This window comes from Micromonospora sp. NPDC049049 (genome assembly GCF_040649115.1).
Lineage (GTDB): Bacteria > Actinomycetota > Actinomycetes > Mycobacteriales > Micromonosporaceae > Micromonospora.
Genome location: NZ_JBEZEX010000003.1, coordinates 204,082 through 229,514, shown reverse-complemented (window position 1 = coordinate 229,514; position 25,433 = coordinate 204,082). Strand labels below are relative to the sequence as shown.

General features: G+C 71.6%; 20 protein-coding genes and 1 pseudogene. 9 read left to right on the top strand and 12 right to left on the bottom strand.

Annotated features, from left to right (window positions below):
• Nucleotides 1-24 precede the first annotated feature (24 nt).
• From AB0B68_RS05160 to xylA, 3 genes are all read right to left on the bottom strand, one after another.
• A complete protein-coding gene (locus AB0B68_RS05160) occupies nucleotides 25-1,458 on the bottom strand; it encodes an MFS transporter (protein ID WP_357257929.1) in 1,434 nt (477 codons plus the stop codon).
• 95 nt (nucleotides 1,459-1,553) lie between these two features.
• Nucleotides 1,554-2,981: a xylulokinase gene (gene xylB, locus AB0B68_RS05155; protein ID WP_357257927.1), complete on the bottom strand. Its 1,428-nt coding sequence runs from the start codon at nucleotides 2,979-2,981 to the stop codon at nucleotides 1,554-1,556.
• A gap of 9 nt (nucleotides 2,982-2,990) precedes the next feature.
• Nucleotides 2,991-4,178 (bottom strand): xylose isomerase, encoded by a 1,188-nt coding sequence (xylA, locus tag AB0B68_RS05150; protein ID WP_357204272.1) that lies wholly within the window; start codon nucleotides 4,176-4,178, stop codon nucleotides 2,991-2,993.
• A 78-nt stretch (nucleotides 4,179-4,256) separates the two neighbouring features.
• Here xylA and AB0B68_RS05145 point away from each other — a divergent pair, with 78 nt between their 5' ends.
• Together AB0B68_RS05145 and AB0B68_RS05140 are read left to right on the top strand one after the other, a co-directional pair.
• A complete protein-coding gene (locus AB0B68_RS05145; protein ID WP_357204270.1) occupies nucleotides 4,257-5,495 on the top strand; it encodes an ROK family transcriptional regulator in 1,239 nt (412 codons plus the stop codon).
• A 125-nt stretch (nucleotides 5,496-5,620) separates the two neighbouring features.
• The gene (locus tag AB0B68_RS05140; protein WP_357204268.1) at nucleotides 5,621-7,225 is read left to right on the top strand and encodes a PP2C family protein-serine/threonine phosphatase; all 1,605 of its coding nucleotides are present in this window, start codon (nucleotides 5,621-5,623) and stop codon (nucleotides 7,223-7,225) included.
• A gap of 27 nt (nucleotides 7,226-7,252) precedes the next feature.
• Here AB0B68_RS05140 and AB0B68_RS05135 read toward each other — a convergent pair whose 3' ends face one another.
• A complete protein-coding gene (locus AB0B68_RS05135; protein WP_357204266.1) occupies nucleotides 7,253-7,879 on the bottom strand; it encodes a MarR family transcriptional regulator in 627 nt (208 codons plus the stop codon).
• Between the two features lie 97 nt (nucleotides 7,880-7,976).
• Here AB0B68_RS05135 and AB0B68_RS05130 point away from each other — a divergent pair, with 97 nt between their 5' ends.
• On the top strand, nucleotides 7,977-9,107 hold the full coding sequence (locus AB0B68_RS05130) for a PP2C family protein-serine/threonine phosphatase (protein WP_357204264.1): 1,131 nt from the start codon (nucleotides 7,977-7,979) through the stop codon (nucleotides 9,105-9,107).
• Nucleotides 9,108-9,114: 7 nt separating this feature from the next.
• Here AB0B68_RS05130 and AB0B68_RS05125 read toward each other — a convergent pair whose 3' ends face one another.
• The 7 genes from AB0B68_RS05125 to AB0B68_RS05095 form a co-directional block, all read right to left on the bottom strand.
• On the bottom strand, nucleotides 9,115-10,581 hold the full coding sequence (locus AB0B68_RS05125) for a sugar transferase (protein WP_355009015.1): 1,467 nt from the start codon (nucleotides 10,579-10,581) through the stop codon (nucleotides 9,115-9,117).
• A gap of 231 nt (nucleotides 10,582-10,812) precedes the next feature.
• Nucleotides 10,813-12,570 carry a substrate-binding domain-containing protein gene (locus AB0B68_RS05120; RefSeq protein WP_357204262.1) on the bottom strand — a complete coding sequence of 586 codons (1,758 nt, stop codon included), beginning with the start codon at nucleotides 12,568-12,570 and terminating at the stop codon, nucleotides 10,813-10,815.
• A 158-nt stretch (nucleotides 12,571-12,728) separates the two neighbouring features.
• Nucleotides 12,729-13,766: a lactonase family protein gene (locus AB0B68_RS05115; RefSeq protein WP_357257924.1), complete on the bottom strand. Its 1,038-nt coding sequence runs from the start codon at nucleotides 13,764-13,766 to the stop codon at nucleotides 12,729-12,731.
• Nucleotides 13,767-13,853: 87 nt separating this feature from the next.
• Nucleotides 13,854-14,456 carry an ATP/GTP-binding protein gene (locus AB0B68_RS05110; RefSeq protein ID WP_355008977.1) on the bottom strand — a complete coding sequence of 201 codons (603 nt, stop codon included), beginning with the start codon at nucleotides 14,454-14,456 and terminating at the stop codon, nucleotides 13,854-13,856.
• Nucleotides 14,437-14,826, bottom strand: a complete 390-nt coding sequence (locus AB0B68_RS05105; protein ID WP_357204257.1) for a DUF742 domain-containing protein — start codon at nucleotides 14,824-14,826, stop codon at nucleotides 14,437-14,439. The genes AB0B68_RS05110 and AB0B68_RS05105 overlap by 20 nt, the downstream gene beginning before the upstream one ends.
• Entirely contained in the window at nucleotides 14,816-15,238 is a 423-nt protein-coding gene (locus AB0B68_RS05100) for a roadblock/LC7 domain-containing protein (protein WP_357204255.1), read from the bottom strand. The genes AB0B68_RS05105 and AB0B68_RS05100 overlap by 11 nt, the downstream gene beginning before the upstream one ends.
• Nucleotides 15,238-17,601 (bottom strand): nitrate- and nitrite sensing domain-containing protein, encoded by a 2,364-nt coding sequence (locus AB0B68_RS05095; RefSeq protein ID WP_357204254.1) that lies wholly within the window; start codon nucleotides 17,599-17,601, stop codon nucleotides 15,238-15,240. The genes AB0B68_RS05100 and AB0B68_RS05095 overlap by 1 nt, the downstream gene beginning before the upstream one ends.
• Nucleotides 17,602-17,888: 287 nt before the next feature.
• Between AB0B68_RS05095 and AB0B68_RS05090 the strand changes: the two genes are divergently transcribed.
• The 5 genes from AB0B68_RS05090 to AB0B68_RS05070 all read left to right on the top strand — a co-directional run bounded on the left by AB0B68_RS05090 (nucleotide 17,889) and on the right by AB0B68_RS05070 (nucleotide 22,205).
• On the top strand, nucleotides 17,889-18,482 hold the full coding sequence (locus AB0B68_RS05090) for a hypothetical protein (RefSeq protein WP_357204252.1): 594 nt from the start codon (nucleotides 17,889-17,891) through the stop codon (nucleotides 18,480-18,482).
• Between the two features lie 11 nt (nucleotides 18,483-18,493).
• On the top strand, nucleotides 18,494-19,537 hold the full coding sequence (locus AB0B68_RS05085; protein WP_357204250.1) for a hypothetical protein: 1,044 nt from the start codon (nucleotides 18,494-18,496) through the stop codon (nucleotides 19,535-19,537).
• A 186-nt stretch (nucleotides 19,538-19,723) separates the two neighbouring features.
• Entirely contained in the window at nucleotides 19,724-21,382 is a 1,659-nt protein-coding gene (locus AB0B68_RS05080; RefSeq protein WP_357204248.1) for a sodium:solute symporter family protein, read from the top strand.
• A 16-nt stretch (nucleotides 21,383-21,398) separates the two neighbouring features.
• Nucleotides 21,399-21,707, top strand: a complete 309-nt coding sequence (locus AB0B68_RS05075) for a hypothetical protein (protein WP_355008983.1) — start codon at nucleotides 21,399-21,401, stop codon at nucleotides 21,705-21,707.
• A 111-nt stretch (nucleotides 21,708-21,818) separates the two neighbouring features.
• A complete protein-coding gene (locus AB0B68_RS05070; protein ID WP_357257922.1) occupies nucleotides 21,819-22,205 on the top strand; it encodes a hypothetical protein in 387 nt (128 codons plus the stop codon).
• A 126-nt stretch (nucleotides 22,206-22,331) separates the two neighbouring features.
• On the opposite strand, the gene AB0B68_RS05065 is transcribed toward AB0B68_RS05070, so the two are convergent.
• Nucleotides 22,332-24,125, bottom strand: a complete 1,794-nt coding sequence (locus AB0B68_RS05065) for a glycoside hydrolase family 6 protein (RefSeq protein WP_357208354.1) — start codon at nucleotides 24,123-24,125, stop codon at nucleotides 22,332-22,334.
• A 596-nt stretch (nucleotides 24,126-24,721) separates the two neighbouring features.
• Between AB0B68_RS05065 and AB0B68_RS05060 the strand changes: the two are divergent.
• Nucleotides 24,722-25,433 (top strand): annotated as a pseudogene (locus AB0B68_RS05060) (hypothetical protein); the annotation flags it as partial.

Genomic DNA, 25,433 nt, shown 5'->3' with positions numbered 1-25,433 from the left:
GGATCAGGGAGAGTAGGTCGGCGGTCAGAGGCGGTCGGCCCGGGTGTGCAGCAGGTCGCGCACGTTGTCGATGTCCGCCGGTGAGGTTCGCGAGGCGAGCCAGTACATGACCCCCGTCGGGATGAAGAAGAGCTGGAACGCGGCCAGCCCGACGGCGAAGTTCAGCGGTGGCGGGAACGCCACTCGCAGCGCCTGGAAGGCCACCCCGACCAGCCCGTTCCCGGCGGCGCGACCGACCCCGTTCACCAGGTTGCCCAGGCTGTAGACAGTGCCCCGGTGCTCCGGTGGGTTGACGTCGGCGATCAACGCGAACCAGTTCGGCGAGTTGGCCGACGTCAACGCGAGCGCCACGACGGCGGTGAGCAGGCTCAGCCCTACCGACGGCTCGGTGAACACACTGGCCAGTACCGCACCCACCACCGCGCCGCCGCTCGCGCCGTCCGGCACGTCGATGGTCACCGGCACGAAGAACAACACCAGGTAGAACGGCAGCGCGGCGAGGATGCCGATCGAGGCGACGAGTGCCCGCCCTCGCGGGGTACGCCGTTGCACGGCGTCACCGATCAACCCGCCCACGATGGACAGCACCCCACCGAGCTGGAACAGGGTGGCGAAGACGCTGCCCACCACCACAGCTGTCGACGTGGAGTAGCCCTGGGCCTCGGCCCGTTCGGCGAACAGCACCGGCAGCCAGACCAACGAGCCGAACGCGGCCTGCGCGGTCAGGCCCTGCAGGATCAGCCACCGGTTGGTCCGCCGGGCCAGGATGCGCGGCAGGTCGGCGCGGCTGATCCGGTAGTCGTACTCGGCGCCGGCGTCCAACCTGCCGGCCAGTTCCGGCTCACTCTGGCCACGCCGAACGTCGTACGTGAACAGGTAGGCCACCGTGGCGACGAGGCCGACGCCGGTCAACAGCAGGAACGGCCGACGCCAGTCGGCAGCCCCGAGCAACCCGCCGAGGAGAGTGCCCGCGAGGGTGCCGACCCCCTGGGAGAGCCCCCAGAAGCTCATCACCAGCCCGCGTCGGGTCGGCGAGATCAGGTCGGTCACCACGGAGAAGCCCACCGAGCCGACCGCGCCGAGACCGACCGCCGCGACCAGTTGCGCGGCCAGGAACGTCAGGTAGCCGCCGGCGAGCGCGCTGCCGCCGGTGCCCGCCGCCCAGAGCAGGGTGCCCACCATGAGCAGCGGTTTACGGTTGGTGTGGTCACCGACGTACGCCCAGCCGACCGCCGCGACCGCGCTGACCAGGAAACTGACCGCGGTGACCACGCCGAGCAGCCGACCGGACACGTCGAACGCGTCGGAGATCGGGCCGTACAGCGGGGGGACCAGCCCGATCGCCACGTTGTCCAGCGAGGCGAGCAGCACGAACACCACCACGCTGTACAACCGGTGCGCCCGCCCACCGCCCCGACCATGCGGGCGCAGGCCGGGCCCGCCACTGGTCACCGTCATGACCGGCAGCCAACCAGACCGCGTGCAGGAGGCCGTCACGCGGGTGGGTGCCGGTCACCGTCGACCGGCACCCACCCGCGCGTCGATCCCGACGGTCAGCGCCGGTCGAGCACCAACCCGCGGGCCGCGGCGTACTGGTCGCGCACCGCGGGGACAGCCGCCGCGGCGTACTCCTCGGTGCCCTCGACCGCCCAGACCGGCGGCGCGTCGCCGCCCAGGGCGACCCAGGCGGCCTGGCGGGCGGCACCGTCGGCGACGTACTCCCCGGCCGGCGGGACGACGACCGGGCAGCCGAAGACCTGCGGGGCGATCTGCCGCACCGCAGCTGACCGGGCCCCACCGCCGATCAGGATGACCCGGCGAGCGGTCGCGCCCTGCGCGGTCAGCGCGTCCAACCCGTCGGCGAGCGCGCAGAGCATGCCCTCCACGGCGGCCCGCGCCAGGTGCGCGGGGGTCGATGTACGCAGGGTCAGGCCGTGCACCGCACCGGTGGCGAGCGGTCGGTTCGGCGTCCGCTCACCCTCCAGGTAGGGCACCATGACCAGCCCGTCCGCCCCGGCTGGCGCGGAGAGCGCCAGCTCGGCCAGCTCGTCCAGGGTGACGCCGAGCATCGCCGCGGCGGCGTCCAGCACCCGGGCCGCGTTGAGCGTGGCGACCAGCGGCAGGAAGCGACCGGACGCGTCGGCGAAGCCCGCCACCGCACCACTTTCGTCAGCGGCGGGCACGTCGGCGACGCTGAACACGGTGCCGGAGGTGCCGATCGAGACGATCACGTCACCGGGCCCGGCACCGACACCGAGCGCGGCGGCGGCGTTGTCCCCGGTGCCCGCACCGAGCAGGGCCCCGCCCGGCCCACCCAGTACGTCGGACAGCTTTCCCGCCGAATCCGCCGGACCGAGCACCTCGGGCAGCATCAACCGCCGGCCGAAGCCCCGCTCCAGCAGGTCCAGCCGGTACTGCCCGGTGGCCGGCGACCAGTAGCTGGTGCCGCTGGCATCGCCCCGGTCGGTCCGCAGCGCGTCCAGCCCCGGTGCTCCGGCGAGCCGCCAGGTCAGCCAGTCGTGCGGCAGGCAGACGGCCGCCACCTGGGCTGCCCGCTCCGGCTCGTGCGTGGCCAGCCAGCGCAGCTTGGTGAGGGTGAAGCTGGCCACCGGAACGCTGCCAGTGGCCTCCGCCCAGAACCTCTTCCCGGCCGAGCCGCCGCCGACCTCCTCGATGAGGTCGGCGGCGGCGTCGGCGGACCGGGTGTCGTTCCACAGCAGCGCCGGGCGGACCACCCGGCCGTCCTCGTCGAGACACACCATGCCGTGCTGCTGGCCGGCGACGGAGATCGCCGCCACGTCGGCCAACCCGCCGGCCTGGTCGGCGGCGCTACGCAGCGCCTGCCACCAGGCTTCCGGGTCGACCTCCGTGCCGTCCGGGTGCGGTGCCCGGCCCTGCCGGAGCAGGGCGCCGGTTTCCGCGTCCCGGATCACCACCTTGCAGGACTGGGTGGACGAGTCGACGCCCGCGACCAACGGCATGGCGGGGCCTCAGCGGGCGCCGAGCAGGTGCTCGACGGCGAGCTGGTTGAGCCGGACGAAGGCGAAGCCCCGGGCGGCCACCGCGTCGACGTCGACGTCCTCGAACGCGGACCGGTCAGCAAGGAGCTCCTCGTAGCCCTCGCCGTCGTTGAGCGTCGGCGTGCTCAGCTCGCCGACCTTGCTGGCGGCGAGCGCCTCGACCACCTCGGGGTCGGCGCGGAACGCCGCTGCCCGCTCCTTGAGCAGCAGGTAGGTGCTCATGTTGGCCGCCGCGGAGGCCCACACCCCGTCCATGTCCTCGGTGCGGGACGGCTTGTAGTCGAAGTGCCGGGGGCCGTCGTAGGCCGGACCGCCGTTGGGGCCGCCGTTTTCCAGGAGGTCCACCAGGGCGAACGCGTTCATCAGGTCACCGTGGCCGAAGACCAGGTCCTGGTCGTACTTGATGCCGCGCTGGCCGTTGAGGTCCAGGTGGAACAGCTTGCCCTGCCAGAGCGCCTGGGCGATGCCGTGGGCGTAGTTGAGCCCGGCCATCTGCTCGTGGCCGACCTCCGGGTTGAGGCCGACCAGCTCGGGGTGCTCCAGCTGCGAGATGAAGCCGAGCGCGTGCCCGATGGTGGGCAGCAGGATGTCGCCGCGCGGCTCGTTGGGCTTGGGCTCCAGCGCGAACCGCAGGTTGTAACCCTTGTCGATGGAGTACTGGGTGAGCAGGTTGACGGCCTCGCGGTAGCGGTCCAGCGCGGCCTGGACGTCCTTGGCGAGGTCGTACTCGGAGCCCTCGCGGCCACCCCACATGACGAAGGTGCTGGCACCCAGCTCGGCGGCCAGGTCGACCTGACGCAGCACCTTGCGCAGCGCGTACCGGCGGACGTCGCGGTCGTTGCTGGTGAAGCCGCCGTCCTTGAAGATCGGGTGGGTGAAGAGGTTGGTGGTGACCATCGGCACCACCAGGCCGGTCTCGTCGAGGGCCTTGCGGAACCGGGCGATGTGCTGGTCCCGGGTGGCCGCGTCGACGCCGAACGGGATCAGGTCGTCGTCGTGGAAGGTGATGCCGTACGCGCCCAGCTCGGCGAGCCGGTGCACTGCCTCGACCGCGTCGAGCTCGGGACGGGTGGCGTCACCGAACGGGTCGCGGGCCTGCCAGCCCACGGTCCAGAGCCCGAAGGAGAACTTGTCGGCGGGGGTGGGACGGGGTGCCATGAGCAACCTCCGGGGTGGTGTTGTCCGCTATTTGTTCAGCGATTGAATTATTTGCCCACCCTATGGCACTGTCAAGGGGTGAGCCTCACCCACGCCCCTGCCGGCGCTGTCCGTCAGGGCAGCCTGCGCGAGCTCAACCTCGCCCTGGTCCTCGGCCGGATCGCCACGGCCGACCGACCTCCCTCCCGAGCCGACCTGGCGACCGCCACCGGCCTGACCAGAGCCACCGTGTCCGCGGTGGTCGAAGACCTGCTCGCGGGCCGGCTGGTCAGTGAGTCCGACCCCGCGCCCCGCTCCGGTGCCGGCCGCCCGGCGCGCGGACTGGTCCTGGCCGATCAGGGGCCGGCCGGGCTCGGACTGGAGGTCAACGTGGACTACCTGGCGGTCTGCGTGGTGGACCTCGCCGGCCAGGTCCGGCACCGCACCGTACACCGGGCCGACCTGCGCCCGGTGGCCCCCGCCGACGCCCTGGCCCGCCTTGTCGAGATGGCCGGGGCAGCCCGCGAGGACGCCGCCCAGCGCGGCCTCACCCTGGTCGGGGCCGCCCTGGCGGTGCCCGGCCTGGTGGACGACGCCGGGCTGGTCCGGCTCGCGCCGAACCTCGGCTGGCATGACGTGCCGGTGCCGGCGCTGCTCGCCGAGCACCCTCCGCTGATCGAGCAGGTGCCCGGCATCCCCGCACTGGTGGTGGACAACGAGGCCAACCTCGCGGCGCTCGGCGAGCTGCACTCGCAGCCCACCGGCACGTCCAGCTTCCTGCACATCTCGGGCGAGGTGGGCATCGGTGCCGGCATCGTGCTGGACGGCGCGCTGTTTCGCGGCGTACGCGGGTGGAGTGGCGAGATCGGGCACCTTCCCGTGCACCCCGAGGGCCGTCCGTGCCGCTGCGGCGGGCAGGGCTGCCTGGAGCAGTACGCCGGTCAGGAGGCGATCGTGGCCGCCGCCGGGCTGGCCCGGGCGGAGCTTCCCGCAGACACGGCGACGGCCCGGTTGGCCGAGTTGGCCGAGGCCGGCGACGCCGACGCGCTGCGGGCGCTGCGCGACGCCGGAACGGCACTCGGCGTCGCGGTGGCCGGCGTCGTCAATCTGCTCGACCTGGACACCGTGGTGCTCGGTGGCGGTTACGCGGCGCTCGCGCCCTGGCTGTGCCCCCCGGTCCTCGCCGAGATCGGTGCCCGGGTGCTCACTGCGGCCTGGTCGCCGGTCACGGTCCGTCCGTCGACGCTCGGCGCGGAGGCCGCCGCGGTAGGCGCCGCCGGCTCGGTGGCCCGCCGGATCGTCGCTCAGCCCGCCGGCTGGCTGGCCCGCGCCGGCTGATCGCCACCCGCGCCGTGCATCGCTGTCGGGGGGAATCGGTACCCTTGCTATCAGGCAACGATCCCCGGTGAGGAGTCGAGAAGCAGCATGCGCACACGTCGTCAGACGCGAGCCGGCGTCCGGCGGTGACCACGACTCAGCGACCCGGCGGCACCCCGTTGCCGGCCGACGAGCGGTTGGCCCGGGAGTTGCTCGACGGGCTCGCCGAGGCCGTGCTGACGACGGACGAGGCCGGTCGGGTCACCCTGGTCAACGCCATGGCTGCCGAGTTGATCCCGGAGATCGACGCCGGCACCGAGCTGGCCGGGTGCTCGGTGGCGGCACTGGCCCGGGCTGTCGCCGGCGGCGCTGACCACTTCGACGCCGACCACCACGGCCGGCGACTGCGCGGCGTCCGACGGCAACTCGCCGGCTCCCGGTGGGCGTGGTACGTCCGCGACGTCACCGAGGAGCACGCCCGCACCGACGCCCTGCTGGTCGAACGCTCCCGCACCGCGTTCCTCGCCCAGGCCGGCAGTCGGCTGGCGCTGGCCCTGCACCGCGACCAGGTCCTCCTGGCCACCACCACGCTCGCCGTTCCCTACCTCGCCGACGTCGCCGTCGCACTGCCCCGACCGACAGCGCCGGCCGAGCCGCACCCCCGATGGATCCGGTACGCCGACGGCGAGCCGGCCCCGATCACCGGGCTGGCCAGCCCCGCGCTGACCGGCTCCGTCCCCGGGCTGGCCGAAGCGCTGGCCGGCGACCGTGCCGAACCGGGCCCCTGGCCGGACGCCCCGATCACCGACCTGGCCGACCTGCTGCCGCCCGGGTTCGGCCCCCCGGGGATGGTGCTGGTCAGCCCGCTTCTCAGCGCCAGCGGGTCGGCCGGTGCGCTACTGCTCATCCGTCGGTCCGGGCGGGCCGGCTTCGACCGGCGCGACGTGGAGCTGGCCCGGGAGTTCGCCACCCGCGCGGGTGCCGCGCTGGCCACCGCCGACCTGCACGGCGAGCAGGCTCACCTGGCCCGGGTGCTGCAAACCAGTCTGCTTCCGCCCGAGTTGCCCGTCGTGCCCGGCGTGAGCCTGGCCGGCGGTTACCGGGCAGCGGGCGACACCCTCCGCATCGGCGGCGACTTCTACGAGGTGTTTCCGCACCCGCGCGGCGCCCTGTTCGCGCTCGGCGACGTGTGCGGCAAGGGTGTGGGCGCGGCGGTGCTGACCGGCCGGGTCCGCCAGTCGTTGCAGACGCTGCGGCTGGTGGAGCACCGCCCGCTGGAGCTGATTCACCTGCTCAACCAGGCGCTGTTCGACGCGCCGGATGCGGCACGGCGCAGCCAGTTCACCACCCTGTTGCTCGGTTCCCTGGACCGGGGGCCGACCGGGCTGGACCTTCGCGTCGCCGGCGGGGGCCATCCGGCGCCACTGCTGGTCACCGCCGACGGCACCGTCACCCCGGTCCCGGTCGGTGGCATGCCGGTGGGGGCGCTGACGGCCGCACGCTTCGCCGAGAGCCGGGTGCACCTCGATCCGGGCGATCTGCTGCTCGCGTACACCGATGGGGTGACCGGGGCGCGCGACCCCCGCGACGCGGCGATGTTCGGCGAGGCCCGGCTGCGGGCCGCGCTCGTGGCGGCGGCCGGGCAACCGCCGGCGGCGCTGATCGACCGGGTGCTCCGCGCTGTCGACGACTGGGCGGGCGGGCAGGCCCACGACGACATCGCGATGCTGGCCGTCGGCGCCTCGGCCTGACCGACGGGCGACCGCCCGCCGGCTCGATCAGGCGGTACGCGCCACCGGCGGGCTGCCGCCCGGCCACTCCCTGGTGCTGCCGACCGATCGTTCCGGACCGCCCGACGAACCCGTCCACCCCGTTCGGGTCTGCCGAGCCGAATCGCCCGCCCAGTCCCCCGACCGCCCACCCGGCCGGTCCGGGCCGTCCGGCCAGTCCCCCTGGCCCGGCGGCTCGTCCGGTGTCGACGTGTCCTCCGCCTGCTGGCGGCGGGCGGTCTCGTCGAACTCCCGCATTCCGCGCAGCAGCGCGTCGCGGCCCTCCCGGCTCATCCCGGCCAGCACGGCGGCGAGTTGGCCCTGGCGGTCGGCCCGCAGCTCGGCGAGGAGCCGGCGAGCCTCCGGGGTGAGGTGAAGCGAAATCTCCCGCCGGTCGAAGCGGCCCGGCTCACGCTCCAGCATGCCGGCGGCGACCAACCGGTCGCAGAGACGGCTGGCGGAGCTGAGCAGCATGTCGAGTCGGGTGGCGAGCCGACGCAGGTTGATACCGTCGTACTGCTCCACCACCATCACCGCCCGCAACTGGGCGCCGGACACGCGGTTGGCGGTCCCCTCCCGGGCAGACTCCCAGATGCCCAGCAGGGCAGCGGCTGTCGCATCCAGCGCGGCAGCCATACTCGTCTCAGGGTCCGTCGGACGGTTCAGTTCTGCCATGGTGGGCCGAGAGTACTCCGAACCTCCTGGTGGTTGAGCTTTCAGTGAAGGACTGACGATGAGCGAACCGGTCGATCGGGCACGACGTGCCCTGAACCAGACACCAGCTGACCGGCTCGTCGGTGGCATCGGGGACGTGTTCGCCCAGTCGTACGGGATCACCGACGTCGAGCTCTATCAGGTCGACTACCGACTCGCGGAGCTGCTGCCACTGACCGAGGGTGACTCGATCACGAGCCCCGGGCATCCGGCCTGGCGCGCCTTCGACCACCAGTCGCCGATAGTTGCCGACGGCGCCGCCTGGTTCCCGGTCACCATGCGTGGTGAGCGGCGGGGGGTGCTGCGCCTGTCACCTGTTCCGGACGACCGGGACGTCGTCGCCGCGCTGGCCGAGGTCGCCACCGCGCTCGCCCACGAGGTGGCGGCGGTCTCCGCCGGCACCGACGTCTATCGGGCGGCCCGGCGCACCCAACGCCTCACCCTGGCCGCCGAGATGCAGTGGGACCTGCTCCCCGGCCGCAGCCGCATCCGCCCCTCGTTCAGCCTCGCCGGGCAGTTGGAGCCGGCGTACGCGGTGCGCGGCGACAGCTTCGACTGGTCCGACGACGGGGAACGGCTCTGGTTGTCGACAATCAACGGCACCGGTGAGGGCGTGGCCGCGTCCCTGCTCACCTCGCTGGCCACCCACGCGCTGCGCAACGCGCGTCGGGCCGGGCTGAGCCTGGCCGACCAGGCCGCCCTCGCCGACCAGGCCATCTACGACCTGTACCGGGGCGAGCAGCACATCTCCGCGTTGCTGATGGAGTTGGACCTGCGCTCCGGGATGATGACAGTGGTGGACGCCGGCTCACCCCGGCTGGTCCTGCTCCGCGACGGGGACGTCACCGAACAGCCGCTGGAGGCGCAGTTCCCGCTGGGCATGTTCGAGGCGACCGACTACCACGAGCAGAAGTTCCCGCTGCAGCGCGGCGACCGGGTCTTCGTGGTCAGCGACGGGGTGGTGGAGGCCACCGGTCAGCACATGCGCTACGGCGAGACGGCGCTGGACCGGTTCCTGCGCCGGACCGGGCCGATGGCCCCCCTGGACGCCGTCCGGTCGCTGATCGGTGACCTGCGCGCGTTCGTGTCGGGTGACCTGGTCGACGACGCGGTGGTCGTCTGCCTGGACTGGACCGGCCCGCAGCCGTGACCGGTGGTCAGTACGCGCCGCGGCCGTTCAGCACCGCGCCGAAGGTCTTCCAGAGGATGGTGAGGTCGGCGGCGAGGGACCAGTTCTCCACGTAGTAGAGGTCCAGCCGGATGCCGTCCTCCCAGCTCAGGTCGGAGCGGCCACTGACCTGCCACAGGCCGGTCATGCCGGGCTTGACCAGCAGCCGTCGGGCCACGTCACCGTCGTAACGGGCCACCTCCGAGGGCAGCGGCGGGCGGGGGCCGACCAGGCTCATCTGCCCCAGCAACACGTTGACCAACTGCGGCAGCTCGTCCAGTGACCATTTGCGCAGCAGCCGGCCGACGCGGGTCACCCGGGGGTCCTGGCGCATCTTGAACATCAGGCCGTCGGTCTCGTTGCGCGCGGTCAGCTCGGCGAGCAGCGCGTCCGCGTTCACCACCATGGTGCGGAACTTGAACACGCCGAACTCCTGCCCGCCCCGACCGACCCGGACCTGCCGGAACAGCACCGGGCCCCGGCTGTCCAGTTTGATGGCCAGCGCGATGAACGCGATCAGCGGCAGCAGCACCGCCAGCGCCAACGACGAGACGGACCGGTCGACGAAACCCTTCACCAGCTTGCGCACCCCGCGGAACTCGGGCGCCTCGACGTGGATCAGCGGCAGGCCGGCGACCGGGCGGGTGTGGATGCGCGGGCCGGCGACGTCGGTCAGCGCGGGTGCCACGACCAGGTCGATGCCGGTCCCCTCCAACTGCCAGCCGAGGCGGCGCAGCCGGGCCGCGGTCAGCTCACCGGAGGCGGTCACCGCGACCGTGTCCGCGCCGATCGCGGTGGCGGCCTCCGGGATGCCCCGGAAGGACCCCACCACCGGCACGTCACCCAGCCGCTGCGCCACCGGCGCGAGCAGCGCGTCCGGGATGCAGGCGCCCACCACCTGGTAGCCGGCGTACGGCTCGCGGCGCAGCGTGTGGACCAACTCCAACACGTGAGCGGTGTCGCCGACCACCAGCACCTTGCGGGACCAGCCGGCACCCAGCGAGCGGGCCCGGTGCAGCCGCTTACGGGCGGCGAACCGCGCCACCTCCAGCCCGACGGTGCCCACCGCGAAGGAGATGCCCAGGAAACCCCGGGAGACGCCGACATCGGCGATGTAGCCGATGATGGCGATCGCCCCGGCCAGGCGCAGGCTGGCTGAGCTGACCCGCCGGTACTCGTCCGCCCCGTAGCCGATCACCCGGTCGTCGTAGCAGCCGAGCGCCTTGAGCGAGATCAGCCAGGCCAGCACCAACCCGGGGGCGACAAGCACGTACGGGATTTCCGAGCCGGTCGGCTCGTCGTCACCGAAACGGGCGACGTACCCGATCAGCAACGCGATGATGAGGATGGTGGTGTCCAGCACCACCAGAACCCGGACGTAGGACCGTTCGTCGGCGCGCGCCACCAGCCCGGCGCGTCGATCGTCCGGCTCCGCCGACGTGGCGGGGGTCAACAGTGTCGCCACGCTCACCGGCCCTCCCACTCTGTACAGGATGGCCCCGGCCGACGGGTCGGTCCGGAGGCGGACCGACTATGCCGGAACAGTCGACATCCTGCCTTGACAACTATGACTGCCGATTGCTTCCGACGTATTGCCGTCACTTTTCTTCAACAACCTGGTGGCCGAAAAGGGGCCTGCCACACCGAATTGACGGTACGGCAGGCCCCTGGACGTCTGAGCGTCGGATCAGCGCGGCGCTGGCGGACGCCGTGCGATGGCGCTGAGGAAGATGCTGCCGATCTCGCTCGGGTCCTTCGTGACGAAGACGTCGCCACCGGTCACCTTGGTGATCGACTCCAGCTCTGCCTTGCTGACGCCCTCGCCGATACCGATCATGATGACCTGGACCGGCCGCTCCGGGTCGGCGATCTGCTTGAGCTTGCCGAGCAGCTGCTGCTGGTTGAGGCCGTTGTCGTCCTCGTTCTTGCCGTCGGTGAACAGCACGATCGAGTTGACCCGGCCCGGCTGCCAGTTTTCCTGCACCGCCTGGTAGGCGGCCAGCATGGTGTCGTAGAGGCCGGTGTCACCGCTGGAAGGCTTGACGGTGGCGAGGGCGCCCTCCAACTGGGCCCGCTGACCGGAGAGCGGCCCGATCGGGACCAGCTCGCGGTAGTCCCGGTTGCCGACGAGCTTGGTGGAGAAGGTCCACAGGCCGATCGACCAGGAGTCGTCGAAGAGGCCGAGGCCGCGACGGGCCGCGTCGACGGTGACCTCTTCCCTGCTGCGGTTGTTGGCGCTGGGCACCGGTTCCTTCATCGAGCCGGAGACGTCGATGACGGCGAGCATCCGACCGGACTGGGTGGCGATCGACCAGCTGGAGACGACCCGCTGGATGGCGGCCGGGTCGAGGCCACCCGCCGCGGTGCCACCGTTCGCCGGTGCGGTCGGCGCGCCGCCGGACGGGCTCGGAGCACCCTGTGGCGCCTTGAAACCATCTCCCCAGTTGCCGTCCGGCGCGCGCAGCGACTGCGCGGCGAGCCGGTTGCGGAAGTTCGGGCTGGTGAGCAGCTCGTACAGCACCTTGGCCGCCGACGCCTTGCTCGGCTCGATGCCGGGCAGCACCGCGTACGGGTAGTCCAGCGGCATCGGCGCCGGCTCCATGTAGAGCGCGGCCAGCGGCACCGGCGGCTTCTTGCTGTTGTACGCGATCACGTCTTCTTCGGACAGAGCCGCCGCGCCGAGACCGCTCGCGATGGACGTCGAGTCGTTGGCCGTGGGGAAGCGGGCCAGCAGGTCGTTGCGGAGCGAGGAACGCCCGGTGGCCAGTGCGCGGAGCGCCCCGACGGTGTTGCGCTGGGCGTCGCCGCCGGCGCCGTTCGCCGCGGCGGTCAGCGAGAGCAGACCGGACAGGCCCGCAGCGTCGCGGGTCGGCTCGACGATCCCGGTCCGCAGCGGAGAGCTGGTGTTGTTGACCTGCTTGAGCAGGTCGGTCCAGTTGAACTTCTTGTCCGGCCAGCCCAGTCGGGTGGCGATCGGCTCGGGCATCGCGACGACGATCGGGCTGCGCGCGATGGACTGGCCGTTGGTCGGAGCGAACGCCGTCGCGTCCTTCTTCAGCCGCAGCAGCCAGGTCGAGGAGTCGGGCACCCAGACATCCGGGCTGACGGCGGTGCCGCTGGCCTGCCCCACACCGGCCAGCAGGGCCCCGTGCTTGGCCGCCACCACGGCCGCCACGTCGACCGGGTCGGACGCGGACACGTCGACGCGGATGCAGGTCGGGCCCACCGCCGCGCCGTCCTTCACCCACTGGGACGCGGCAGCGTCCACCGCTGGCGCGAGTTCGGAGGCGACCGCCACGGCTAGTCGGATCTCTCCCGAGCAGCTGGGCTGGATCAACTCCTGGTAACCGAACCACGCGCCCGTCGTCACGACGAGCACACCCGCCGTTGCTGCGGCGGCGGCTAGGTGGAGTTTCGAACGCATGCGATGGCGGCCTGCTGACACGGTGACCATCTTGCGTACTAGGTGCCGTCTCTGCCACATCCGTTCGGACTAAAGTTACGGAGGAGAAACAGTTGACCACTTTTTTGCAACACAGAGTGACGGGGCAGCCTCGCGGCGTTGCCAAACCAGTGCCACCCTCACGTCTATTTAGCGAGCGTTCAGGGCAGGACGCACGTCGGGCTCGGCACCGGCACCGGCTCGCCGGCCGCCTCCAGGACGCCGGTGTCGGCGTCGCGACGGAACACCCGCACCATGTCCGCCCGCTCGTCGGCGACGTAGAGGTGCTCCCCGATGAGGGCGAAGTGCCGGGGCCACTCCCCTCCGGTGTCCACTTCGGCCACCAGCTCGGGCAACTCCCCTGCCACTGCGAAGACCGCCAGCGTCCCCACCCCACGGTTGGCGACGTAGAGGAACCGGCCGTCCGGGGCGACCGCGACCTCCGACGGCTGGACGTGACCGGCGCGACCGCTCGCCTCGACCCGCCCGCGCTGGTGCAACGCGCCGTCGTCGGTCAGCTCGTAGGCGGTGACCGAGGCGTCCAGCTCACCGACGACGTAGCAGCGCCGTCCGTCCGGGTGCCGGGCCAGGTGCCGGGGGCCGGTGCCGGGCTTCGTACGCACCCGGGGCGCGCGCGGCACCAGTCGTCCGGTCGCTTCGTCCAGGTCGTACCGGTAGACCGAGTCGGTGCCGAGATCCACGCCGAAGATCGGCCCTTGGCCCGCACCGGGCGAGACCATGTGGGCGTGGGCGTGGTCCTGGCGCTCCGGGTCGGGGCCGTGCCCCTCGTGCACCACCAGGTCGGTGCGCTCGCCGGGCACGCCCTGCGGGTCGAGCGGGAAGACCGCGATGCTGCCGCTGCCGTAGTTGGCCGCCAGCAGGTGACCGCCCCCGGGCAGCACCGCGAGGTGGCAGGGCTCCGCGCCGCCGGTCGACCGACTGCCGAGCGGGTCCAACGCGCCGTCCGCACCGACCTGCCAGGCGCTGATCTCGCCGTCCGTCAGCTCGTTGACCGCGTACAGCACCGGCTGGGTGGGGTGCCGCACCAGGAAAGAGGGGGACGGGGTGACCGCCACAGTGCCGAGCGGGGTCAGCGCCCCGGTCCTCGGGTCGCGACGCGCGGCGACGATGCCGCTGCCCCGCCCGCCGCTCTGCGCGGTGTAACCCCCGATGTGGACGACCTCACCCTGACCGCTCACGCCCAACTCCTCCGCCGGCAACCTTCGTTGATCCAACCAGAGGCTGCCCGCGTTGCCCGCCCGTTAACCGGCTTTTCGGCCCGGATCTCAGGCCGCCGGCACCGGCTCACCGCGCTGTCGGGCGACGTGCTCCACCAGAGAGATCAAAACCATCTTCCCGGACTGCCGGTCCCGGGCGTCGCAGAGCACCATCGGTACGTCCGGGTCCAGGTCGAGCGCTCGGCGTACGGTCTCCAGGTTGAACCGGCGGGAGTCGTCGAAACAGTTCACGCCCACCACGAACGGGATTCCCCGCTGCTCGAAGTAGTCGATGGAGGGGAAGCAGTCGGCCAACCGCCGGGTGTCGGCGAGCACCACGGCACCGAGCGCGCCGAAGGCCAGCTCGTCCCAGAGGAACCAGAACCGGTCCTGGCCCGGCGTGCCGAACAGGTAGACCTGAAGGTCCTCGTTGATGGTGATGCGGCCGAAGTCCATCGCCACAGTGGTGGTGGACTTGCCCTCCACGCCGGAGAGGTCGTCGGTGCCGATCCCGGCACCGGTGAGCACCTCCTCGGTCTGCAACGGACGGACCTCGCTCAGGGCGCTCACCAAGGTCGTCTTGCCAGCTCCGAAGCCTCCCGCGATGAGGATCTTCAGTGCCAGCGGGATGGTGGTGCTGGTGCCCACCTGGTCATAGCGCACGGAGTCCACTGACCACCGCCTTGAGGATGTCGTCGTCGGGAAGGATGCCGGCGGCCGGCGGCTCGTGCACCGCGACCAGGCCCTCGGCGAGGAGATCACCGAGCAGTACCCGGACCACGCCGACCGCGAGGTCCAGCTCGGCTGCCAGTTCGGCCACCGACACCGGCCGGTGGGCCAACGTGACCAGCCGTCGATGCTCCGGCAGCAGATGCGATTGGCGTGTCGCGTCGACGTCCGAACCGGCCAACACGAACGCGACCAGGTTGAATCCGTCGACGGCAGGGCGTACTCGGCCTCCGGTGAGGGTGTACGGGCGCATCACCGGGCCGGCTTCACCGTCCAGCCACTCGTGCTGCGGCCCGGGCGGTTCAGTCCGCATCTCCGGCACCCGCCGCCGATCGGGCCGGCGCGGCGAGGCTCTCCCCCACGCGGATCACCAGCATCGCCATCTCGTACGCGACCAGCCCGATGTCCGCGTCGGCGTCGCTCACCACGGCCAGGCAGGCACCCTGCCCGGCGGCGGTGACGAAGAGGTACGCCTCCTCCATCTCCACCACTGTCTGCCGGACCGGGCCGCCGTCCACGTGCCGGCTGGCGCCTCGGGCGAGGCTGGAGAAGCCGGCGGCGAGCGCACAGAGGTGCTCGGCGTCGGAGCGCTCCAGCTCGGCCGAGCAGCCGAGCAGCAGGCCGTCGGCGGAGAGCACCACCGCCTCGCGGGCGGCGGGTACCCGTTGCACCAGTTCGTCGAGCAACCAGTCCAGGCCGGCGCTCTGCTTCGTCGAATGCGGCACTAGGCGTCCCTCTCAGTCGCGGTCGGGGGTTCGGGGGTCGTCGGCGGGTCGGTGGGGGCCGCCTGGACCGCCGGGCCGGTCGACGCTGGCGGGCCGGTCGGCGCTGGCGGGGTGATGGCGGTGGCGCGTCCGCGCGCCGTGCCGGCCTGGAGCGCCGCCATCACCTGGCGGACCTCCTCCGGCGAGCGGGGCGACGGCGTGTCGGTGACGGTCGAGCGGGGCTGGGCGGCGGGGGTACGACGTCGCACCCGGCGGGGCAGTCCATCCAGCTCGTCGTCCGGCTCGTCGGGGGTGGCCGACCCCTCGGCGGGTGCGACGGTAGAGGTCGGCGCTCCGGCGGGCGGGGCCGTGCTGGCGGACGGGGCCGTCGGCGGGCGGGTACGGGGGCGGGTCACGGCGCCCCGGCGCGCCGTCCGGGCCAGCCGCCGGCTCGGGTCGGCCGACGCGGTGTCGAGCGTGGCAGGGTCGGGGCCGGCCGGCGGCTCGGTGGTGACCAGGTCGCCGGGGACCAGCACCACGGCGGTCACGCCCCCCTCCCCGGATGGGCGCAACAGCACCCGTACGCCGTGCCGGGCCGCCAGCCGGGCCACCACGAACAGGCCGAGTCGGGCGCTCTGCGCCGGGTCGAACTCGGGCGAGCTGGCCAGTCGGGTGTTGGCGGTCTCCAGTGCCGCGGCGGACATGCCCAGCCCCTGATCGGTGATCTCCAGGGCGTACCCGTCGGCGACCTGCGCGCCGGTGACGGTGACCCGGGTGTCCGGCGGGGAGAAGGCGGTGGCGTTCTCGAACAGCTCGGCGAGCAGGTGGATGACGTCGCCGACTGCCCGCCCCAGCACGCCGGCCGGCTGCACGGCCTTGACGTCCACCCGTTCGTACGCCTCGACCTCGGAGATCGCGCCACGGATCACGTCGACCATCGCGACCGGGTTCCGCCAACCCCGACCGGGCGCGGAGCCGGCGAGGATGACCAGATCCTCGGCGTGCCGGCGCAGCCGGGTGGCCAGGTGGTCGACCTGGAACAGCTCGGCCAGCTCGTCCGGGTCCTCGCTACGCCGCTCCATCCGGTCCAGCAGGTGCAACTGACGGTGCACCAGGCTCTGGCTGCGTCGGGCGATGTTGAGGAAGACCTCGTTGAGCCCGCGACGCAGGGTGACCTCGTCCACCGCGGCCTGGACGGCGGTGCGCTGCACCTCGGTGAAGGCGCGCCCGACCTCGCCGATCTCGTCGTGGCCGTACTCCAGTGGCGGTGCCTCCCGGGCGACGTCGACCTGCTCGCCACGGCGCAGCCGGGCGACCACGTCGGGCAGCCGGTGCTCGGCCAGCTCCAGCGCTGCGGTGCGGACGCCGCTGAGCCTGCGGACCAGGGTGCGGCCGACCCGCAGCGCCACCAGTACCGAGACGACGACTGCGACGAGCCCGAGTACGCCGGCGGCGGCCAGCCGCACCAGGATGCGGACCGCCATCGGCACGGAACGGTCGGCGAGAGCGTCGGCCTCGGACAGTTCGAAGTCCCGCAGCTGTTGCTGTACCGCGTCCTGGCTGGCCTGCCAGGCCGCGGCGTCGACAGTCGGCCGACCGGACCGGTTGGGCACGACCAGGGCGTCCTGCATGCTGCGCAGCCGGGTGAACGCCTCGCTCTCGGTCAACCGCTGGTACGCGACCCGGCTGCTCTCGGGCAGGTCTGCCACGGCGCTCTCGGTGAGCCACCGTTGGTTGCCGATGGCCTGGACGAGCTGCGTGTGCTCCCCCTCGGCGAACCGTCCGGCGGTCAGCGCGCCGGCCAGCAGCGCGTCGCTCTGGCCCAGCAGTTCCCGGGAGCGACCCAGCGCGGTGAGCGCCAGCGCCTGCCGGTTGATGTCCGGGTCGGTGAGGGTCGCCATGCCGGCGAACGCCTGGAAGGCCGCGGCGACCATGCCGCTGTAGAGGCCGATCGCACCGGCCCGGTCCACCTTGCGCTCGTCGATGAACCTCCGCCCGTCGGGTAGCGCCGCCAGGGAGTTGACCAGCTGGTCGACCCGGGTTTCCAGCAGGTCGTCGGCGGCGTCGCGCAGCGGTTCCCCGTCCACCCGGCGGCGCAGCTCGGCGACCGCCCGGTCAGTGCGCCCGCGCTGCTCGGCGAGGGCGGGCAACTCGGTATCGCCGGCAAGCTGCACCACCGAGAGTCGGCGTTCCCGTTGCAGCTCGGTGACCACCGTCTCGCCGGGGCGACCCAGGTCGTACAACAGGGTGCGGGCGGAGAGAAGGTTCAGGGCGGGACCGAAGGTCAGCGTGGTCGCGAAGATCCACAGCGCCAGGAGCGCGGTCACCGGCGCGACGACCAACGCGGTCAGCTTCGAGCGGATCGGCCAGTCGCGGGTTTTCATCAGACCTCGCCCGTACAGGGTGGCAGGAGGGGTGCCGGCACCGCCGGGCACCGCGCCTGCCGGCTGCGCGCCCGGCCGCGTCGCCGGGCACCGGCGCGGGCGCCTTGGGCAGGATACGTAATCGGAGGCTGTTTCACTACCGCCCGTGTCGTCACCGCCCAAGCGCCGCTTCCGGGATGAATCAGGTCTCGGCCGGTGAGTGGTTGCGCCCCTCGTCAGGAAAGTGTCTCGGATCGGGATTGGCGATCACTGCGCGGAGGGAATAGCAGAGGGCGAAGGAGGAGCCCATGTCGCCCACGCAGATAGTCGTCATCGTGCTCGTCGTGCTGGTGATCGTCGCGGTGCTGGCCGTGGCCGCCCGCTCGCTCAACAACCGTCGGGCCCTGCGCAACCGGTTCGGGCCGGAGTACGACCGGGTGGTGGCGGAACAGGACAGCCGGTCCGCCGCGGAGCGCGAACTGCGCGACCGGGAACGCCGGCATGCCGAGCTCACGCTCACCCCACTCACCCCGGAGTCCCGGGCTCGCTACGCCGCGGCCTGGGAGGAACTCCAGGTCCGCTTCATCGACTCCCCCGGCGAGACGGTGGGCGACGCGGACGAACTGGTCACCCGGCTCATCGAGGAGCAGGGCTACCCGACCGGTGACTTCTCCGACCAGATCGCCCACCTCTCCGTCGAACACGCCCGCACTCTGACCAACTACCGGGACGCGCACGAGATCCACCTGCGCAACTCCCGGGGCGAGGCCAGCACCGAGGAGCTGCGGCAGGCGGTCGTGCACTACCGCGCACTCTTCGCCGACCTGCTGGGCGAGGAGCCGGTCGGCCACCGCACGCCCGAACAGCGCCACCACCCGGACCACGACGCCACGAGCCGCTGAGGAGGCCACCGATGCGCCAGGAAGAGCAGCAGGTGAGCAACGACCACCCGGAGGCCGTCCGCTCCGCGCCCGTGCCGGTACCCCCGGCCGGCGACCGGGCCGACCGCTCCGACGTCCCGGAGGACGCCCTCGACGACCGGGGCACCTTCGACGACCAGACCGCCGCCCACGAGCGGGCCGACGACACCGACCGGGACGCCGCGTACGACCCGGCCGACGACGAGCTGACCGACGACGCCGACCCGCGCCACCGGCGCGACAACCGGTCCACCGACGAGGGCGGTTTCCACGAGCCGGGGCCGCTGCCGACGACGTTCGGCGCCACCACGGTGGCCGACGCGGTGGCCGCCTCCGCGCTGGCCAGCCCGCACCCGCAGGATCAGCCGGACCCGAGGGCCGAGCGGACCGCCCAGCCGGGCGACGGCGCCGAGGACGGTGAGCGGGAGGGCCTGCGCGCCGACCCCACCGCCGAGCTGCACCGCCGCGACGCGTACGTCGACGACAGCACGGACGTCGACGACAGCACCGACCTGGACGACCGGGACGACTCGGACACGTCCGCGCGCACCGTCGTCGCGCCGGGGAGCACTGACGGCGACCCTGAGCGGCGCGGCGACCTGACCGGCGACCGGGACGCCGCGACGGCGGGCGCAGCCGGCTACGGCAGCGCGACACCCGAGATGGTCGACCCGGACGCGGACGGCGAACCGGCCCCCGGCGACGACACCAGCCCCACGCTGGAGTCCGCCGGAACATCCCGACCCTCCGGGTCGACAGTCGCCACCGAGGCGGCCACCCTCCTCGACACGGACACCGCGCAGGGCTTCCGGGACCGCTGGCGGGACGTGCAGCTGCGTTTCGTCGACGACCCGCAGGCGGCTGCCGGTGAGGCGCAGTCACTGGTGGAGGAGGCCATCCAGGCCCTCTCCTCGGCGCTGGCCGCCCAGAAGAGCACGCTGGGCGGGTGGCAGGACGCCGGCTCGGCCGACACCGAGCAACTGCGGATGGCGGTCCGCAACTACCGGGACTTCCTGGACCGCGTACTCGGTCGCTGAGTCCACCCGAGCGACACTGGCGCCCCGGCCGAAACGGCCGGGGCGCCCTTCTGTGTACCGATCCCGCCAGACCGCCGGAACGGCCCAGACACGCCCGGGCGCGACCTCGGGGAGTGAAACCGCGCAGACGGGGTAATAGGGCGCGCGCGAACTCAGCAGCGCGGACGTCCGACGAGGGGTGACGGGATGGACGGCGACGGTCTCCGGCTCAACATGAACGGCCTGGACTACCTGATCCTGGCGCTGTACTTCGTCACCGTCCTCGGGGTCGGCTTCGCCGCGCGCCGGGCCATCCGGACCAGCGTCGACTTCTTCCTCTCCGGTCGCTCCCTGCCGGCCTGGGTGACCGGTCTCGCCTTCGTCTCGGCGAACCTGGGCGCGTTGGAGATCATCGGAATGGCCGCCAACGGGGCCCAGTACGGCGTCATGACGGTCCACTACTACTGGATCGGCGCGGTCCCGGCGATGGTGTTCCTGGGCATCGTGATGATGCCCTTCTACTACGGCTCGAAGGTCCGCAGCGTGCCGGAGTACCTGCGGCTGCGCTTCAACCGCCCCACCCACCTGCTCAACGCGATCAGCTTCGCCGTCGCCCAGGTGCTGATCGCCGGCGTGAACCTGTACGCGCTGGCGCTCGTCATGCAGGCGCTGCTCGGCTGGCCGCTCTGGACGGCGATCGTGGTCGGCGCGGCGATCGTGCTGGCGTACATCACCATCGGCGGCCTGTCCGGGGCGATCTACAACGAGGTGCTCCAGTTCTTCGTCATCCTGGCCGGCCTCATCCCGGTCACAGTGATCGGCCTGGTCAAGGTCGGCGGGTGGAACGGCCTGATGGACGCGGTCGGCGACACCAAGCTCGGCGAGGCCGGCCTGCACGCGTGGCAGGACACCGGCAGCACGGCCAACCCGCTGGGCGCGCACTGGATCGGCATCGTCTTCGGCCTCGGCTTCGTGCTGTCGTTCGGCTACTGGACGACGAACTTCGCCGAGGTGCAGCGGGCCCTCTCGGCCAAGAACATGAGCGCCGCCCGGCGTACGCCGATCATCGCCGCGTACCCGAAGCTGTTCATCCCCCTGGTCACGATCATCCCCGGCCTGGTGGCCCTGGTCACGGTGAAGGGCCTCGGCGCGGAGAGCGGCGACCTCCAGTACAACAACGCCATCCCGCTGCTGATGCGCGACCTGCTCCCCAACGGCGTGCTCGGGGTCGCGGTCACCGGCCTGCTCGCCTCGTTCATGGCCGGCATGGCGGCCAATGTGAGCGGCTTCAACACCGTCTTCACCTACGACATCTGGCAGGCGTACATCCGCCGTGACCGGTCGGACGAGTACTACCTGCGCATCGGCCGGTGGGCGACGGTCGCCGCCGTCGTGATCGGGATCGGCACCGCGTTCATCGCGGCCGGGTTCAGCAACATCATGAACTACATCCAGGCACTCTTCTCCGTCTTCAACGCGCCGCTGTTCGCCACCTTCATCATCGGCATGTTCTGGAAGCGGATGACCGCGCTCGCCGGCTTCTGGTCGCTGCTGCTGGGCACCCTGGTGTCGCTGAGCCTCTACCTGCTCTACAAGGGCGGGGTGATCGATTTCAACTCCGACCTGGAGGAGAGCTTCTGGGGCGCCGGTCTGGCGTTCGTCACGGCGGTGGTGGTCGCCGCGATCGTCACCCCGCTCACCTCACCCAAGCGGGACGAGGAGTTGCGCGGGTTGGTGTACGGCATGGGCGGCGTCGACCTGAAGGGCGATGTGCTCGCCGGGGACGCCGCCTGGTACCGCTCCCCGGTGCTGCTCGGTCTGATTGCGGTCGCGCTGGCCGCCCTCTTCTACATCCCGGTCTTCTGAGGAAAGGGGTCGGCAGATGAGCAACGACGGCCAGCCGGCACAGGACCCACTGATCGACGAGGCACAGGCGGAGCAGCGGCGCTCGGCCGCGGCCCGGTTGTTCGACATCCGCCGTGTGATCGGTGGCCTCTTCGTCGCGTACGGGGTCATCGTCACGCTGATCGGCATCTTCGACAGCCGAGCCGAGATCGACAAGGCCGAAGGCGTACGGATCAACCTGTGGGCCGGGCTGGCGATGCTCGTGTTCGGTCTGCTCATGCTGCTCTGGCAGTGGTGGCGCCCAGCGGAGGCGCCGGAGCCGAACGAGCAGCAGCCCGACGCCTGACCGCACTGCGCTGGCACGGCCCGCCCCGACCGCCGGGCGGTGCGGCATGAGCGCGGCACGAAGGGGTACGCGGGGGAATCAGGCACCGTGTCGGACCCAGGAGGCAGCACCATGACCGATCGCGATGGCCAATCGCCGCTGGAGGACAGCCCCGAGGTGGCCTCGGCGGTGGACGATGACGCCACCGTGCCGCAACTGCGGACCGGGGGTGGCCCGGACCGGGACACACCGGGCTTCGCCGAACCCCGCGGTCGACCGGGCGACCTCGCACCCGACACCGACGAGCTGATCGGTGACCCGTACGCCGCCGGCACCGGGGCGACCGGGACGGGCACCGGTGCCGGCGGGGACAACATCCGCACCGGGGGCGAGCAGCAGTGGGAGCCGGAGGACCTGGTGATGGCCCGCGGGCAGGATCTGACACCGGAGAACCTGGAAAAGGCCCGCCGTGACCTGGCCGAGCAGGGCCAGGCGGCGATCGAACGCACAGTGCCCTGATCGGGCCGACAAAAAGGGGGGGTCCCCGGCCCGACCTGTGACGGTCGAGCCGGGGACCCGGGGGGAACCTGCTGCCAGCAGTGCCTCACCAACCACTGGCAGCGGGTTGGTGCGTGAGCTACCCGATCAGAGCGCCGGGTAGGCGTTGCGCATGAGCTCCTGGAACTGGGCGGAGAACCAGGCACCGGAGATCGGCGCGTTGCCCAGAGCCCCCGACGGGTTGTTGCCGTTGCGGGCGTTGCCGCCGTACGTCGGGTCACACATCCGGTCGAAGCCCTTGCCCTCGTTGTTCGGGATCTCGCTGCTGGAGCCGTCCGACTCGCCCGGCGGCTTCACCCAGACGTAGGCGTCGATGCCCGTCGCCGGGTTCGCCCGGGGCCGCTCACCGAGACCGGCACCGGCCTGGTTGCACCAGTTGCCGAGGTGCGCCCGGCGGTCGATGCGGCCACCGTTGACGTACGTGTCGACGCTCGTGGTCGCGCCCGGCCCGGTGGGTCGAGCGGAGCCGCCCCAACCGTTGCGGGAGGTGTCGATGAGCATGCCGATGTTCGAGTTGAAGCCCAACGAGACCAGCTTGGTCCGGAACGCCTGGGCGAACGACAGCTCGTCGACGTAGTAGTTCCAGTCGACCCACTTGGACTGCCGCACCGTCTGGCCGTTCACGTTGTCGGTGACCTTGAAGTACGGCTCCTGGAGCGCCGAGTAGTTCGCGGTGTTGGTGATGAATCCGTGCACGTTGTTGACCGTGCTGCCGGAGGCGACCGCGGCGGTCTTCAGGATTTCGGCGCTCGGGTTGAAGTTGCTGTCCCAACCGAGCCAGCCGTGGTGGCCGGAGTCGATGTAGTTGTAGACGTTGCCGATCGCGCCAAGCTTGGCCAGGGCGTAGCCGACACCGTTGACGTAGGCGCCGTTTGCCTTGACCGTGTCGCACATGACCGTGCCGCCAGGCTGGCCGGAGGTGTTGGTCACCAGGTTCGGCAGCGAGTCGATCTCGATGATGTTGATGATCCGCAGGCTGCTGTACTTCGACTGACCCTGGATCGCGGCAATCGGGTCGATGTACTCGGCCTTGTACCTCGGCAGCTCGTTCGGGCCCAGCTCACCGTTCGAGGCGAGCGCGGAGCAGTCCCGGCCGGGCAGGTTGTAGATCACGAACTGGATGTAGCCGGCACCTTGGCGCAGCGCCTCGTCCAGGTGCTCCTTCACCCCGAAGGCCCCGTTGGAGCTGCTGTTCGGCGTGCCGTTGATCGCGGCGATCCGGTCCAGCCAGACGGCGGTGGGGTTGTTGGAAACCCGGCTTCCGCCGGCCTCGGCGTCCGCCTTGGCCTTCCACTCCGGGTTCACGTAGCCGCGGACCCCGACGTACGGGTTGTCGACCTTGGTGCCGGGCGGCGGGTTGGTGGTGGGCGGCGGGTCGGTAGGCGGCGGCGTGGTGGGCGGCGGGTCCGTCGGCGGGGGCGTGGTCGGCGGGGGCGTCGTCGGCGGGGTGGTGCCACCGTTGCAGACCACGCCGTTCAGGGTGAACGAGGTCGGCTTCGGGTTGCTGCCGCTCCACGCGCCGTTGAAGCCGATGCTCGTCGACGCGCCGGTGGCCAGGGTGCCGTTGTAGGACATGCTCCGGGCGGTGACCTGGCTGCCGGACTGGGTGTACGTGGCCGACCAGCCCTGCTGAACCCGCTGGCTGGAGTTGGGGAAGGTCCAGCCGAGCGTCCAGCCGTTCAGCGGGTCGCCGACGTTCTTGATGGTGATGTTCGCGGTGAAGCCGCCCTGCCAGTCGTTACTCGTGTACGCGATGTCGCACTGCGTCGCGGCCTGCGCCGCGGTACCCGGAATCGTTACGAGCCCACCGGCGACCAGGGCACCCGCGCCGGCGAGCGCGAGGGCCCGGCGTGGGCCGGTTAACCTTCTCCACACATTCATGCCACTGATCTCCTTGGGCGAGACCGGGCCCACGTACGGCCCGGCGGGACGGCCCGATGGGCGTCCTGCACGGACGGCCGTCGGCGCCACGGGATTCTTTGGGGGCGCCCGACCCGGACGGGCGATAGTGGTGGTGGTGCCCGACCGATGCGTCGGCCGGTCGATCGGCGGCGGGTGCGTCGCCCGGTGAAACCGGGTGCCCTCGACTCCCTGCCTGCACGGTGTGGCTCTCAGAACCGCGTTCGCCGATTCTTGCATGGGAGCGCTTCCATGGCAATGGCTCGATGCGTTGCCGGAGCCGCTTCGGACGATACCTCCGAGCACGCCGGACCGGCACGCGCCGCCCGGAGCCGCAGCTATCGGATGCCGGGGCAGGCCAGGAACGGGGAGCGCGCAACACCGCGGCACACCCAGAGGCCCCGGGATACCTGACACGACACTCAGCGCGTCGAAAGCCGCGTACCACCCCTTCACCTCTTACTTGGATCAAAGGTAAAACGCGAATCTTTCACTTCATAAGTCATGAAACGGTCTAACGTCGGTCTTAGCTCGGTTGTCGCCGAGCTCAGGACAACAGGGATGGAGTGACGCAGGTCATGGCTAAGAAGATGCTCGGGAAAGTCGTTGCGGGCGCCGCGCTCGGCGGCGCGTCGCTCCTGGTGTTCGCACCGGGGATCGCGTTCGCCGACGGCCACGACGACGGCAAGGTCTACGCCAAGCCGCACGTCGTCAAGGCTGGCGACGAGGTCAAGCTCCTCGAGATCTGCCCGGATCGGCAGGAGCACGCGTACGTGTGGTCCAAGGTCACCGGCAAGGTCAAGCTCAAGCCGGCGGATGAAGACCGGGGCGAGGACCGCGAGTGGCGTGAGGAGGAGGACTCCTCCGACCACGACAAGGGCAAGGACGAACACGGCAAGGACGAGAACGGCAAGGACGACAAGGGCAAGGACCACGAAGGCAAGGACGACAGCGGCAAGGACGAGCACGGCAAGGACGACAAGGGCAAGGACGACAAGGGCAAGGACGAGAACGGCAAGGGTGGCCAGGGTGGCGGCGCTGCCGCCGACGCCTACGGCGACGAGGGCAGCAAGGACTGGAAGGGCGAGGAGCACGGCCAGGACGCCGAAGAAGGCCGTGACAAGAAGGACTGGGACTCCAAGGACGAAGACAAGAAGGACTGGGAGTCCAAGGACGAGCACGGCTCGGAATACGGCTCGGACAAGGGCTGGGAGAACAAGGACGAGCACGGCTCCGAGTACGGCTCGGACAAGGGCTGGGAGAACAAGGACGAGCACGGCTCCGAGTACG

Coding starts and splice junctions, on each gene's coding strand:
- AB0B68_RS05130 (WP_357204264.1), top strand. CDS start 7,977: ATGAGCGAACCGGTCGATCGGGCACGACGTGCCCTGAACCAGACACCA.
- AB0B68_RS05085 (WP_357204250.1), top strand. CDS start 18,494: ATGCGCCAGGAAGAGCAGCAGGTGAGCAACGACCACCCGGAGGCCGTC.
- xylA (WP_357204272.1), bottom strand. CDS start 4,178: ATGGCACCCCGTCCCACCCCCGCCGACAAGTTCTCCTTCGGGCTCTGG.
- AB0B68_RS05090 (WP_357204252.1), top strand. CDS start 17,889: ATGTCGCCCACGCAGATAGTCGTCATCGTGCTCGTCGTGCTGGTGATC.
- AB0B68_RS05160 (WP_357257929.1), bottom strand. CDS start 1,458: ATGACGGTGACCAGTGGCGGGCCCGGCCTGCGCCCGCATGGTCGGGGC.
- AB0B68_RS05105 (WP_357204257.1), bottom strand. CDS start 14,826: ATGCGGACTGAACCGCCCGGGCCGCAGCACGAGTGGCTGGACGGTGAA.
- AB0B68_RS05135 (WP_357204266.1), bottom strand. CDS start 7,879: ATGGCTGCCGCGCTGGATGCGACAGCCGCTGCCCTGCTGGGCATCTGG.
- AB0B68_RS05095 (WP_357204254.1), bottom strand. CDS start 17,601: ATGAAAACCCGCGACTGGCCGATCCGCTCGAAGCTGACCGCGTTGGTC.
- AB0B68_RS05070 (WP_357257922.1), top strand. CDS start 21,819: ATGACCGATCGCGATGGCCAATCGCCGCTGGAGGACAGCCCCGAGGTG.
- AB0B68_RS05065 (WP_357208354.1), bottom strand. CDS start 24,125: ATGAATGTGTGGAGAAGGTTAACCGGCCCACGCCGGGCCCTCGCGCTC.
- AB0B68_RS05080 (WP_357204248.1), top strand. CDS start 19,724: ATGGACGGCGACGGTCTCCGGCTCAACATGAACGGCCTGGACTACCTG.
- xylB (WP_357257927.1), bottom strand. CDS start 2,981: ATGCCGTTGGTCGCGGGCGTCGACTCGTCCACCCAGTCCTGCAAGGTG.
- AB0B68_RS05075 (WP_355008983.1), top strand. CDS start 21,399: ATGAGCAACGACGGCCAGCCGGCACAGGACCCACTGATCGACGAGGCA.